At 36.0% G+C, this 13,574-nt stretch carries 11 protein-coding genes; 2 read left to right on the forward strand and 9 right to left on the reverse strand.

The window, feature by feature from the left end; genetic code table 11:
* Position 1: 1 nt before the first annotated feature.
* From ACOQFO_RS15080 to speB, 7 genes are all read right to left on the reverse strand, one after another.
* The gene (locus tag ACOQFO_RS15080) at positions 2-1,219 is read right to left on the reverse strand and encodes an acyl-CoA dehydrogenase family protein (RefSeq protein ID WP_421690496.1); all 1,218 of its coding nucleotides are present in this window, start codon (positions 1,217-1,219) and stop codon (positions 2-4) included.
* 222 nt (positions 1,220-1,441) lie between these two features.
* A complete protein-coding gene (locus ACOQFO_RS15085) occupies positions 1,442-3,109 on the reverse strand; it encodes an acyl-CoA dehydrogenase family protein (protein WP_421690497.1) in 1,668 nt (555 codons plus the stop codon).
* The gene (locus ACOQFO_RS15090; RefSeq protein ID WP_421690498.1) at positions 3,106-4,611 is read right to left on the reverse strand and encodes a class I adenylate-forming enzyme family protein; all 1,506 of its coding nucleotides are present in this window, start codon (positions 4,609-4,611) and stop codon (positions 3,106-3,108) included. Before ACOQFO_RS15090 ends, ACOQFO_RS15085 begins: the two co-directional genes overlap by 4 nt.
* A complete protein-coding gene (locus ACOQFO_RS15095; RefSeq protein ID WP_421690499.1) occupies positions 4,604-4,993 on the reverse strand; it encodes a MerR family transcriptional regulator in 390 nt (129 codons plus the stop codon). The genes ACOQFO_RS15090 and ACOQFO_RS15095 overlap by 8 nt, the downstream gene beginning before the upstream one ends.
* A 167-nt stretch (positions 4,994-5,160) precedes the next feature.
* The gene (gene argS / locus ACOQFO_RS15100; RefSeq protein WP_421690500.1) at positions 5,161-6,828 is read right to left on the reverse strand and encodes an arginine--tRNA ligase; all 1,668 of its coding nucleotides are present in this window, start codon (positions 6,826-6,828) and stop codon (positions 5,161-5,163) included.
* Positions 6,825-7,262 (reverse strand): DUF1934 domain-containing protein, encoded by a 438-nt coding sequence (locus ACOQFO_RS15105; RefSeq protein ID WP_421690501.1) that lies wholly within the window; start codon positions 7,260-7,262, stop codon positions 6,825-6,827. The genes argS and ACOQFO_RS15105 overlap by 4 nt, the downstream gene beginning before the upstream one ends.
* Positions 7,263-7,557: 295 nt before the next feature.
* Positions 7,558-8,430 carry an agmatinase gene (speB, locus tag ACOQFO_RS15110; protein ID WP_421690502.1) on the reverse strand — a complete coding sequence of 291 codons (873 nt, stop codon included), beginning with the start codon at positions 8,428-8,430 and terminating at the stop codon, positions 7,558-7,560.
* Positions 8,431-8,909: 479 nt separating this feature from the next.
* On the opposite strand from speB, the gene ACOQFO_RS15115 reads away from it, so the two are divergent.
* Complete coding sequence (locus tag ACOQFO_RS15115; protein WP_421690503.1) at positions 8,910-10,961, forward strand: transglycosylase domain-containing protein; 2,052 nt, start codon at positions 8,910-8,912, stop codon at positions 10,959-10,961.
* Positions 10,962-11,300: 339 nt separating this feature from the next.
* Here ACOQFO_RS15115 and ACOQFO_RS15120 read toward each other — a convergent pair whose 3' ends face one another.
* Positions 11,301-11,819, reverse strand: a complete 519-nt coding sequence (locus ACOQFO_RS15120; RefSeq protein WP_421690504.1) for a YwhD family protein — start codon at positions 11,817-11,819, stop codon at positions 11,301-11,303.
* A 69-nt stretch (positions 11,820-11,888) separates the two neighbouring features.
* Here ACOQFO_RS15120 and ACOQFO_RS15125 point away from each other — a divergent pair, with 69 nt between their 5' ends.
* Positions 11,889-12,074, forward strand: coding sequence for a 2-hydroxymuconate tautomerase (locus ACOQFO_RS15125; RefSeq protein ID WP_421690505.1), 186 nt, complete (start codon positions 11,889-11,891; stop codon positions 12,072-12,074).
* 121 nt (positions 12,075-12,195) lie between these two features.
* Here the strand turns inward: ACOQFO_RS15125 and ACOQFO_RS15130 are convergent, their stop codons facing one another.
* Positions 12,196-13,446 carry an HD domain-containing protein gene (locus ACOQFO_RS15130; RefSeq protein WP_421690506.1) on the reverse strand — a complete coding sequence of 417 codons (1,251 nt, stop codon included), beginning with the start codon at positions 13,444-13,446 and terminating at the stop codon, positions 12,196-12,198.
* Positions 13,447-13,574: the final 128 nt, after the last annotated feature.

Raw genomic sequence — 13,574 nt, forward strand, 5'->3', positions numbered from 1 at the left:
ATTATTGATCCCCTTTATTTTGGTTTTTATTTTCATCTTGTTTTAAAGCGAATTCCGCTAATTTTTTTATTGTCAGATCATCCATTGGCGGGTTATGTAAACCTGCACGTACATCGCGATAGTAGCGTTGCAGAGGATTTTGTCTTTGTAAACTTTTTGCTCCAACGACACGCATTGCCTTATCCACCACATTGATCGCAGCATTTGTAACTACATGTTTTGCTGTGTTAACAGCGTTCACAATAATAGTTCCATCCTCTTCTGATAATTCATATCCTGCATTTTCTTTTTGTTTTAACTCAACATAGGCTTGAGCTGCTCCGTATAAGGTAAACCTTGCATTTGCAAGTTCTAACTCAATCTCTCCTAATAAGCTTTGAACATTTGGTAAGCTTGCAATTGTACCTTGAATACTATTTGGTGAATGTGTATTTGCGAATCTTAAAGCGTAATCTCTTGCAGCCTGTGCTATTCCTAAATAAGTTGCTGGGATTAATAACAGCCATCCATTCAATTTGAAACCAGTATTATAAGTTGGTAGTTCTACTAAATCCGATTCATCAACAACTACATTTTCAAGTACAAGATCATGACTACCCGTTCCGCGCATGGCGATGACATCCCACGTTTCATCAATCGAAAGACCTTCTGTATCTTTATGGATTAAGAAAAATCCAACTTTCTCTTTTTCTTCAATCCAAGCTGATGTTAAGAAATAATCTAATTCAGGTGAGGCTGATGTATAGCTTTTACGCCCATTAATAATCCATTTATTCCCTTCACGAACTGCTTGTGTTCCTGGTCTACCTCCTCTAATTGGACTACCTGTGGCTGCTTCGCTAACAGAACGATTAATAATCGCCCCTTTGTCTACCTCACTAGCAAAAGCAGTGAGTTTTGTAGGTTCCCAGTATTTATTTTCAAATAGTTCGCCTACCGTTAGTAGTGTCCACGCAATAGAGAGTGCGGTACTACCATCAAAACTACCTAATGTTTCTTGAAGAGCGATTGTTTCATAAACATTCAGTCCTTCTCCTCCATACTCTTTAGGTAAAGTAACCTTCGTAAAGCCAATATCTCGAAGAGCCTGTATATGTTCATGAGGAAAACTTGATTCCTCATCGATCTTCGCTGCGTTGTTTTTAAAGGTTTCTTCTAAACTTTGTAGTTTATCTATCCACTCTCTTTGTTGGTTTGTTTTTATGAAAAGGTCCTTCATAAGAATAAAACCCCCCGTTTCATCGTTGTTATTAAAATAAATTTAATTCCTAAATCCAATTCCTACTTCATCTCTTTGAAAAGTTGGATTAATATTAGAATTGATTTTACTTTTAGAACATTCATAAGTCAATAGGCAATTCATAGTTTTTTAGTTGGATTTAAAAAAGTACCAGTTTACCTAAACAATTTAAGATTGTTTAAGTAACTGGTACCTATTAATTCACACGATATCATTAAAATATTCAACTGTTTTCATTGGATCTCCGATTTTTCGAAGTTTCCAATTATCTTCTAAATAGATCTCTGCTAATTTTTTATATTTATCTCCATACTTATCTGCCCATTCAACTGCAACTATGCTTTCATACATAATCGCCATTTTTTTCGCAATGCTTTTACCTTCAAATGTTTGCATAGCTTCATCCAATGAAATAAATACATTAATGTCGTTTGTTAATTCATGTAACTTTTTCACTACTATCTCTTTAAGTGAACTATTATTTAATAGTGATATTCTACGATTCATTTCATCTACAAATATTTCATGAGCTCTAAACTTATTAAATAACCGAATAACCTCTAGCGCTAAAATATTTGCTGTCCCTTCCCAAACCGTTAATACTTGTGCATCTCTTAGTAATCGTGGAGTGACGAAATCTTCGATATATCCATTTCCGCCATGTAGTTCAATAGCTTCACTTGCAAACTTCACTGCTTGTTCTGCAGTTTCTTTTTTCATGATTGCAATGTTTAATCGATTCAGAATGATATCCCTCTCAGAAGTTTGCCCACTAGTTACAACATCGTACAATTGTATTAGATCGAAAGTTGTAGCCACTTCAACGTGTACCTTTGCAGCAAATTTTGATAGTGAATCTTGAATCATCGGGTAATTAGTTAGCACCTGCCCGAATGCATTTCGATTCGAAACATAATGCTTTGCCTCTAAGTAAGCACGTCGCATTATACCAACTGACGCGATAGCGTTACAAATACGCGATAAATTCAATGCTTCTAACATGTAGTAAATCCCTTTATTCGGATCACCTACAACATAAGCAACTGCCCCATTGAATTCGACCTCACCCGATGGAACTGCACGTACACCTAATTTGTCTTTCAAACGACGAATTCGAAGTCCATTAACAGAACCATCTTCATTCCGCCAAGGTACTGCAAATAGTGTTAGTCCTTTTGACCCTTCTTTAGCACCAGGCATTCGAGCTAACACCATTGCCACTCCACACATTCCAGCATTTGATGCGAAATACTTTTCACCGTATAACCTGTAATTTTCACCATCAAAACGTGCTTCTACAACGTTTGCTCCTACATCAGACCCACCTTGTCGCTCCGTTAAGAAAGTTGCGCCTTCATAAAGCTCCATATCCCCCGTAGAACACACGTGTGGTAAAAATTTTGCCTTTAATTTTTCATCTGCATAATGTTCAAGTAAATATGCGGTTGCCATTGTTAATGTCACAGGACAATAAAATCCTGGTTCAGCTTGAGACAAAAGATACCCTTGTGCAAAACTATATACATAATTTCCTTTTCTCCCTAACTGTGGAATCTCTTTATGGACATAGCCTACAATTCCAGTATTATAGGATTGCTCAATCGTTTTTTTATAGCCTTCATTCACCCAAACTTCTGATACTTCATCGCCAAATTTATTATAGCGTTTAAGGCGTGGTTCCCCTTCACGATCGGTATGTTTTGCTCGCTCATCAATTTCCCCTGCAACTAATTTTCCAAAGTCGTCTAATTCACGTTTGGCAAAATCTAATAACTCTTGATCTAACATATCCTCTAAAATTTTGTGTAGAGTATCATCATTTGTGAAAAAGTTTGTCTCCCGTTCTGTCTTTGATTGTAAAACTTTCATTTACTCACCACCTGTTTTTTTAACTGCTGCTTCAATATCTTTCCTGATGCATTACGAGGTAGTGCTTCAACTTGTTCATATAGGCGAGGTATTTTATATTTTGCTAGATGTTGAGATAAATATTCTTTAAGTTTTTGTTCATCGACTGGCGTTTTAGAAGCAAAAATGGCTTTTACAGTTTCGCCCCATTCTTCGTGTGGTACCCCGATGACTGCTACTTCAAAAATGCCTTCAAATTGAAGGATACGATCTTCAATTTCTTTCGGATAAATATTCACACCACCTGAAATAATCACATCTTTCTTACGATCAACAATCCAAATATAACCGTCTTCATCAAAACGAGCTAAGTCACCTGTTCTTACCCATTTGTCTAAGAAAGCAGCTTTTGTTGCCTCTTCATCTCGGTAGTAACCAACCATATTTCCTTCACCGTAAAGAACAACCTCTCCAATCTCCCCTACTGCTACATCTTGCCCCTCTTCATTGACAATTCGAAGTTCCGTTCCAAACGGTGCACGTTTCCCAACACTACCAGCTTTATTCTTATGTTCGTAGCCAAATAGAATTGACCCACTTGGACCAGCTTCTGTTAATCCATAAACACATGTTAAATTGTCAGTTTTATATGCTTTTTGCAAATGACGAACTTCATTTTCAGAAAGTGGAGCCCCTCCGTATACCCACCATTTCATAGATGAAAGATCTGAAGATTGGAGTCTTGGATGAGAAGCAGTTACTAAATAAGCTACTGGTGCACCAAAGAAGTGAGTTGTTTTTTCTATTTCAATAGTGTCGATGAATAAATCAGGTGTGAACGTTGGAGTTAATACACTCGTAGCCCCAACTAAAACCGCTGACATAAAGAATAAATGAAGTGGTGCTGAATGCGTCAAAGGCATCATTAATAACATACGGCTTTCTGGTTTTACTTCCATTTCAATCGCAATCATCTCTGCAACTGCTAAAATATTACGATAACTGAATAAAACCCCTTTTGGCGTTCCAGTAGTACCTGATGTATAAAGGATTGTGGATAGATCATCTTCATGAAGTTTACATTCCACTTCGTTATTGTTACCGCTTACAATTAACTCATTGTAGCTTAGCCAATTATCTTTGGCTGCCCCTGTTTTAATCTTTATAGCAATATTTGATATGTTTTCAACTGATGCAAAAATGGCTTCATGTGCAATGATTGCTGAAGCTTCAGAATGTTTTACAACATATTCCACTTCAGTTAATGTAAACTTGGCATTTACCGGAACTACAATTGCTCCAATACGCAAAATGGCAAAATAACTAACGACAAATTCTAGTACATTTGGCATAAAGATTAATACTCTATCACCTTTTTCAACGCCTAGATTCATAAGGGTATTACTTAAACGATTGACTTGATTATCTAACTCTTTATAAGTAACTCTTCTTCCATGACAAATGACTGCCTCATTTGTAGGGTACTTACGAGCATTTCTTGCTAACAAATTAGAACTATTCATCAACATCTCTCCCTTTTAAATTCGTTAATTTTTCTTTAAATACTGCATGCAACTCCATTAACTCTTCTTTCATTTGCAGAAGCTCTGCTATTTTCGCATCAATTTCCTTCATTTTTTGCTCGCCGTATTCAACTGTTTTTTCAAGTTGTTGCACCCCTGTACGGTCGAAATCAAATAGCAACACCATCTCCTTTATTTCTTCAAGTGAAAATCCATATCTTTTTCCACGAAAAATGAGTTTCAATTTTGCAATTTCTTTCTTGGAAAAGGTTCTCTGGTTTGATTGCGTTCGATTAGGAGAAAGCAGACCAATCTCTTCATAGTATCGAAGAGTTCTAGTCGATACATTAAATTGCTTTGCTATTTCTTGAATCGTCTTCAACCTCATCACCTCTTCAATTTTGTATAGTATACCATTTACGTTAACGTCAATATCAACAGAATTTATGATATTTATAGATTAATTGATACGTAATGTAGAAAATAAAAAAACAGCCACCCAAACAATGAAAAATTGTTCGAGTGACTAGTAATTAATTTAAATAGTAATTACATTTTCTCTGGTGCGCTTACGCCGATTAAACGTAATGCATTTGCTAATGTTACACGTACTGCTTCAATAAGGGCTAAGCGTGCTTCTGTTAGCTCTTTATTTTCAGGATTTAACACCTTTTCAGCATTGTAGAAGCTATGGAAGCTTGCTGCAAGTTCTTGGATGTAGTTTGCAACTCTATGAGGAGTGCGGTGTTTCGCAGCTTCAGCCACTACTTGTGGGAATGAACCAACTTTCTTCAAAACTTCCTCTTCTTTTTCTGCAGTTAATAAATTCAAGTTTTCTAATGAAGCTGCAAATCCTTGCTCTTGAGCAGAACGTAAAATTGAAGAAATACGAGCATGAGCATATTGAGCATAGTAAACTGGGTTTTCGTTAGATTGTGATACAGCTAAATCTAAATCGAAGTCCATATGTGAGTCACATGCAGTTTTCACGAAGTAATAACGTACCGCATCTAATCCTACTTCTTCTACTAGGTCACGCATTGTAACAGCGTTACCTGTACGTTTACTCATTTTATATTTCTCACCGTTTTTATATAGTTGAACCATTTGGATTACTTCAACTTCTAATTTATCGCGATCATAACCAAGTGCTTGAATCGCTGCTTTCATACGTGGGATATAACCGTGGTGGTCAGCACCCCAGATGTTGATTAATTTATCAAAGCCACGTTGAATTTTATCTTCATGGTAAGCAATATCTGGTGTTAAATAAGTAAATGAACCATCTGATTTTTTCAATACACGGTCTTTATCATCACCGAATGTTGTAGAACGGAACCAAGTAGCTCCATCTCGTTCAAATACGTGACCATTTGCTTTTAATTTATCTAAAGCAACATCGATTTTCCCGTTTTGATATAATGAAGTTTCTGAATACCAAACATCAAAGTGTACACGGAAGTTAGCTAAGTCATTTTTTAATTTTTCAAGTTCTAATTTCAAGCCATTTTCACGGAAGAAATTGAAACGCTCTTCGTCGGATTTTTCTAAGATTGAATCACCGTATTGTTCGACAATTTTACTAGCAATATCAATTATATCTTGACCGTGGTAGCCATCTTCAGGCATTTGGGCATCAAGACCTAAAGCTTGTTTGTAACGAGCTTCTAATGAATAAGCAAGGTTATTGATTTGATTACCAGCGTCGTTAATATAATATTCACGAGAAACAGCATATCCCGCAAAGTCTAATACGTTACATAAAGAGTCACCAAATGCAGCCCCACGAGCATGTCCTAAGTGAAGGTCACCTGTTGGGTTTGCAGATACAAACTCTACTTGAACTTTTTCTCCCCCACCAGCTGTAGAACGACCATAGTTTTCACCTTGTTCTTTTACCGCTTTAACAACTTGTGCTAAGAAATCTTTGCGCACAGTGATGTTAATGAAACCTGGTCCAGCAATTTCAAGTTTCTCAATATCTGTACCTTCAGTTTCTAAATTCTCCAAAATGCTTTCTGCAATTGCACGAGGTGGCTTTTTCGCTAATTTTGTTAATTGCATAGCAAGGTTTGTTGCATAGTCACCATTTGCTTTATCTTTTGGTGTTTCTAAGTGAATATTTAACTCTGCTACATCTTCAACTAACCCTGCTTTTTCTACAGCTTGTGCTAATGCGTTTTTAATTGATTGTTGTAATTGTTCAACTGCGTTCATGCTTTTCCCTCCGAATATTGTATTTCCAAATTATATTTCCCGACGACTTGTCCGCTAATTATTAGATCATAATTGACATTAAATGTGCCTTGTATGGTTTGATCATTATGTTCATGAATTAATCGATTGGTTTTTGTATTGATTGGTAAATTACCAAATTGAGTTTCATAATGACCATTTTCCTGCACTTGCACATTAAATGGTAATCTCATATTGACCCCACCACTTCGCAAAATCAACGCTTTATCATTATTCATTCTTACTGTTGTGCGAATACTATTTCCATCAAGAACTTCTTCATATCGTAAATACATTTTATCTGATTTTTGGATAAAGGAACCTTGTAACCACAACTCATACGATTCACTTTCTCCATCAGTTGGCGTAATGGTTGATTGTAGTTTCACTTTGACGTTTTTTTCAACATCATTCATTTGTGGTCACTTCCCTTCCTTTTATAACCTTATTATTATAGGACGATTGATTGTTATTAATCAAGAAGTAACTTGGGTTTGGGTTACTTTGTGTTTGAATTGATTAAGTTTGTGGTTTTATTGCGTTAATTTGGGTCGCAGAATCGCTCTACTTTGTGTCGGAATCGCCCCCGTTTGAAGATTCCCCCTACTTTGTGACACAACCGCACTCTTCCCCAAATCCACACATACTTTTACAAACTATATATAAAAAAAGCACAGAGAATGGTTCATTCCCCGTGCCGTACATTTACAATTATTTCACCCAACCTAAAATCATTTCACGAATAATTTTTGCTGCTGTGTTAGCAGTCATTTCAGAGTGATCGTAAACTGGTGCAACTTCTACTAAGTCAAAACCTACAACATTAACATCACTACCTGCAATTGCGTGGATAGAAGCTAACAATTCTTTTGAAGTAATCCCACCAGCATCTACAGTACCAGTTCCAGGAGCATGTGCAGGATCAAGCACGTCAATATCAATTGTTACATAAACATTGCGACCAGCAAGAGTTGGTAATACCTCTTTTAAAGGTTCTAACACTTCAAATGGTGAAATGTGCATACCATTTTCTTTTGCCCATTCAAATTCTTCCTTCAATCCTGAACGAATTCCAAACGAGTACACATTTTTTGGCCCGATGTGTTCAGCAATTTTACGGATTGGTGTTGCATGTGAATATGGTTCTCCTTCGTAATCCGTACGTAAGTCTGTGTGAGCATCAAAATGAATGATCGCTAAATCGTTGTATTTTTCATAAACAGCTTCCATAACTGGAAGAGAAACTAAGTGTTCTCCACCCATTCCAATAGGTACTTTGCCATCTGCTAGTACTTTTCTTACGAATTCTTTAATTTCATTAAGTGATTTTTCTGGATTACCAAATGGTAGTGGAATATCACCAGCATCAAAGAATTTCACATCATCTAATTCACGATTTAAATATAAGCTGTATTCCTCTAAACCAATTGATACTTCACGGATTCTAGCTGGACCAAAACGTGATCCTGGACGATAGCTTACTGTCCAGTCCATAGGCATTCCGTACAATACTGCTTTTGATTGCTCGTAATTTGGATGGCTTTTAATAAATACATTACCTGAATATGTTTCGTCAAATCTCATGTATATCACCTACTAATATAATTTTAAACAACTAATTTAGGAAGACTAGTTCCAAATGAGTTTTCAAATAGAACATCCCTATTTAAGTAACTTACTTATACTACTATTCCCTATTACGAATGAAATGAACTAGTAAATTTCGTAATAAGTAGTTACCTAAAAATTATGAAAAAATACCAATTTGAAACTTTCGTTCGATCATTTTCGTATACCTTTGTACAATGATTAGTAGAAAAATGTCACAAAATGACATAATACTATTTCTTTCAAACGATTGGTCACTTTTACAAAAAATGATCATTCACTATCCGGAGAAAAGTATAGTGCTTTTTGGGCAAATTGGAAAGTATAAGTTTTTCGATAGACCTGAAAATATCATTCTAATCATTGGAGAAACACATTTTTCAACAAATGAAAGATTAAACGATAGATTTCAAGTCTATACTATCGTTATCTGGAGAAATTGGGGTGATTAATGGTTGAAAAGACGAAGCTATTTTCGTAAAAAAAGACGACAGAAGTGGTTGAAAGTTACTGTTTTAACATTTGTCGGACTTATTTGTGCCATGGCGGTAGGGCTTTTGTCATTACGTATTTACGCCCAAATTGCAGGAGCACCACCTCTAATTATACCGAAAGCATCAGTCTTTTTAGATAGTAATGGCAATAAAATCGGTGATTACTATACTGGAGAACGCCGTTACTGGATTGAGCTTGAAGAAATGTCTCCTTATTTAATCGACGCAACTATAGCAGTAGAAGATAAAGATTTTTATTCACACCATGGTTTTGATATTTCTCGTATTGCTAGTGCCGTTTTAACTGACTTAAAAACGCAAAGTATGGCTGAGGGTGCTAGTACAATTACTCAACAACTTGCACGAAACCTTTACTTAACATTAGACAAAACGTGGTCCAGAAAGATTAATGAGGCACTATACGCTTATAGATTAGAGATTTTTTATTCGAAAGATGCAATATTAGAAGGCTATTTAAATACAGTAAATTACGGACATGGTATGTACGGAGTTGAAGCTGCAAGTCAGTATTACTTTAGTAAATCCGCAAGTGAATTGACTTTAGCAGAAGCTGCAATGTTAGCAGGAATTCCAAAGGGTCCGAGCATTTATTCACCTATTATTAATTATGAAAAAGCATCAAACCGACAAAAGTTAATTTTAAGTCTTATGGAAGACCAACAGAAAATTACTGAAACAGAAAAAAATCGTGCATTATCTGAGCAACTTGTATTTAAAAATGATGAATGGGTAGCTTCTTTCTCAATTGCGCCTTACTTCTTAGAAACTGTTCGGCAAGAAGCAACAGAAATTCTTGAATCTAAAGGTTTGAACATCCGTGAAGGTGGCTGGACGATCAAAACAACATTAAACCAAGCGCATCAACAAGCGGCTGAAGCGGCAGTTGAAAAACATATGCCAGATAGTGAACTTCAAGTTGGATTCGTTAGTATGGATGTTGATACCGGATTTGTTACTGCATTAGTCGGTGGTCGTGATTATAGTACAAGTCCATTTAATCGTGTTACACAAGCAGCAAGACAACCTGGGTCTACTATTAAACCAATCTTATATACTGCTGCTTTGGAAAATGGCTTTTCCCCATTAACGTATTTAGATGTTGGTGAAACCATTTTTACTTATGATGGTGGTCGTTCAACGTATCAACCGAAAAACGTAAATGGACAATTTGCGGATAGTGCAATGTCCTTAGCACAAGCACTTGCAATATCGGATAACATTTATGCCGTTAAGACCTTACAACAGATTGGTCATAATGAGTTCCGAGATATGTTAAAACGTTTTAATCTATCTTATTCTGAAGGGGACAATCCTTCTGCAGCCCTTGGCACAATTGAATCTTCTTTATATGATTTAACAAATGCTTATAATATTATTGCTGCCAATGGACAAAAACGCCAGGCAACAACAATTATTTCGATTCATAATGCAGAAGGTGAATTGGTTTATGAATATACTCCACCAACTGCAGAACAAATCGTATCAGAGCAAGATGCCTTTATAATGACTCAGTTAATGACAGGAATATTTGACCCTGTATTTAATGACTATTCTCCAGCAACAGGTGTATCATTAAGACCTCGAATGACTCACACATATGCTGCTAAGTCTGGTTCTACGGTTAGTGATAATTGGCTAATTGGATTTACACCAAGCCTTACAGCCGGTGTATGGAATGGATATGATATGGGAAAAACATTGTCTGATCAATCCGAAAAAGCTGCAACAAAACTAATTTGGATTGATTTTATGGAATCAGTTCTTAAAGGAACCGAAAACGAGTCCTTTGAAGTCCCTAGTGGCGTCGAAGGTGTAGTGGTCGACATCGATTCAGGGAAGCTCGCAACAGATGCTTGTCCAAAACAACGTCTTGTCTATGTAAAACCACAAGATGTACCAACAGAAAAATGTTCAGTCTTTGACAATAAGGACTGGGGTCAATTCTTTAACCTATTTGATTTAGAAGGTATGAGAAATATTTTTGGTTTTTAATTGATCAATAAAACAAAAAAGCTCTCTCTTATTTGGAAATAAACTTTCCATAACAAGAGAGAGCTTTTTTAATGGCGATTGAAAGCATGAGGATTATGGGGCATTTAGCTTGGGTTTGTTAAAATGCCGCATAGTTCTCATAGCCTTCTACTGCCAAGTGTCCTAGTTCTATTATTCGAACTATAGTCAGTGTACTTTTTTTCTAACATAGTTTCAATAAAGGATTAATTTGTAAAGATAACTGTCACATATTGTTCAAATATCAAAATAAATTAGTACTACAACTATTGACAAAGATATTCCTATTTTATATCTGAGTTATTGTGAAATAACGATATATTAATTAACCTGTAAATCCGTTTTTAGCTGTTCAACGCTACGCTCCCACATTTCCTTATTGTGAGTTTGTAAAAAGTCAGCTAAAACTTGTTTCGAATCATTATCCATATGGTCAACTAATATTTTACGTTTCATGGATTTGTCCATTTTGTTGACATGGTCTGCTAAAATTTTGTAGCCTCTTCTCTTCTCACGGTTAACAACCATTTCACATGCTGTCACCCCAGCATAATATGGGCCATCTTCTGTGAAGTCGATTGTAACCCACACGAGCCAATAAGGTTTCCCACCTTCTGAGTCAGCTCTGTCTGTTGTGAACTTGATGCCCTTTTCTACTGCACTTTTTGCATGCATTGCCCCAATATCAATAAAAGCAGTTTTTTCTTCTATATCGATAAAAAGAGGTGTGACGTTTTCTAAAGACAATGATCCAATACCAAACCCTTTGTGACCATCAGTTGGATCGTCTTTTATGATCGTGAATCCTATTTTTTGCTTTGGTTTTTCTTCGCTAGTCATTGTAAATCCCTCCATCTAAGCCTATTATAATGAATATACACTAATTATATCCACTAAGGAGGATGCAACATGCCAATCGTAACAATTAAAATGCTTGAAGGTCGTACAGATGAGCAAAAGAAAGCTTTAGTAGAGAAAGTAACTGAAGCAGTTGTTGAAACTGTGAATGCGCCAGCAGAAGCTGTTACTATCGTAATTGAAGAAATGGCTAAAAATCATTATGCAAAAGCTGGAGTTCGCGCTAGCGATCAATAGAAATTAACATGAGGATCCTCTTAATCGAGCGATTCTCTTTTTTATTGAACAAAATAAATCCTAATTCCAATAAAAAACCTACTTCCTTATTGGCTTTACCAAAAGTTAAGTAGGTTTCTCATTAAATAAACAATATTTCCTTTGGGTAATACACTTTATAATCTACTTTAAGATTATTTGCCATTGCAGATACGATATATGACTGCTCTGAAAGTTCACGTATCTCGCCACTTGGCATTTCTAGGTAGATTGGTTTTTTTGTTGCTTTTAGCCCAGGTCTATAAAAATCGTAAGGTAGATCTGACGTTGAATCAGGTTTTACGTAATAGTCCGGATCAAACCCTTGAGCTTTTACTTGCTCAATTAGCCATGCATATCGCTCAGGTTCTTCCTCTGGGTTTAAATCCACATGGGCAAATAAATCCCTATTAATAAACCTTCTACTTAAGTCACTTAAAATCGAATCCTCCTCACTCATCCAAAACTGGAAATATGCAAGTAAGATATTTTCATCAAGTGCTAGATAGTCTTCTAAATTCTCTTCATTCTTAAATAATGAATGAAAGTGTGTCGGTTCCACTTTGAATTGGTAGCCCTCTTCATATAATTTCTTTGCCCGTTTTAATATATGATTTAGAATGGCTTCTGCACTTCTAGAAACAGGATGAAAATAAATTTGAAGATACATTTGATATCTTGACATTATATAGTCTTCGATTGCATGCATACCAGTTGCTTTGAAAACAATTTGGTCTTGTCTAGGGCGTATGACTCTTAAAATTCTTTCCATATCAAAATGGCCATAGCTTACTCCTGTAAAATAAGCATCCCGTTGGAGATAATCCATTCGATCTGTATCAATTTGACTTGAAATGAGGCTAACAACAATATTATTTGTATAGTTCTTTTCGATTACTAGTGCTACTCGTTCAGGGAAATCCGCTGATACTTTTCGTAATACCGCATTGACTTCCGTGTTTCCTAGTAATATCTGCCTCGTGTAATATTCATGATCTGTTTGAAAAACCTTTTCAAATGCGTGGGAAAACGGTCCATGGCCTAAATCGTGAAGTAAAGCTGCACAAAGTACAACTAATCGTTCACTTTCATCCCACTCAGGGCGTCCTCTGAAAACGTCATCTACAATACGTCGTACAATTTCATAGACACCTAGTGAATGGTTAAAGCGACTATGTTCCGCGCCATGAAATACTAAATAAGCAGTGCCAAGTTGCTTAATACGACGTAATCGTTGAAATTCTTTCGTTCCGATTAAATCCCAAATGACCTGGTCACGTACATGAACATAGCGGTGCACAGGATCTTTAAATACCTTTTCCTCTACTAACTTAGCATTTACGTAATTACTCACTTTCCACACCTCACTTACCATTCTTATTTTCTATTATAGGTGAGTTTTAGATTATTTACATCAAACTCTATTGACTTCTTTGTAAATATAATAAAAAGCTATCTCCGAACAAACTGGGGATAGCTAGA

It is taken from the genome of Ureibacillus sp. MALMAid1270, from assembly GCF_049202975.1.
In the GTDB taxonomy this organism is placed as follows: Bacteria; Bacillota; Bacilli; order Bacillales_A; family Planococcaceae; genus Ureibacillus.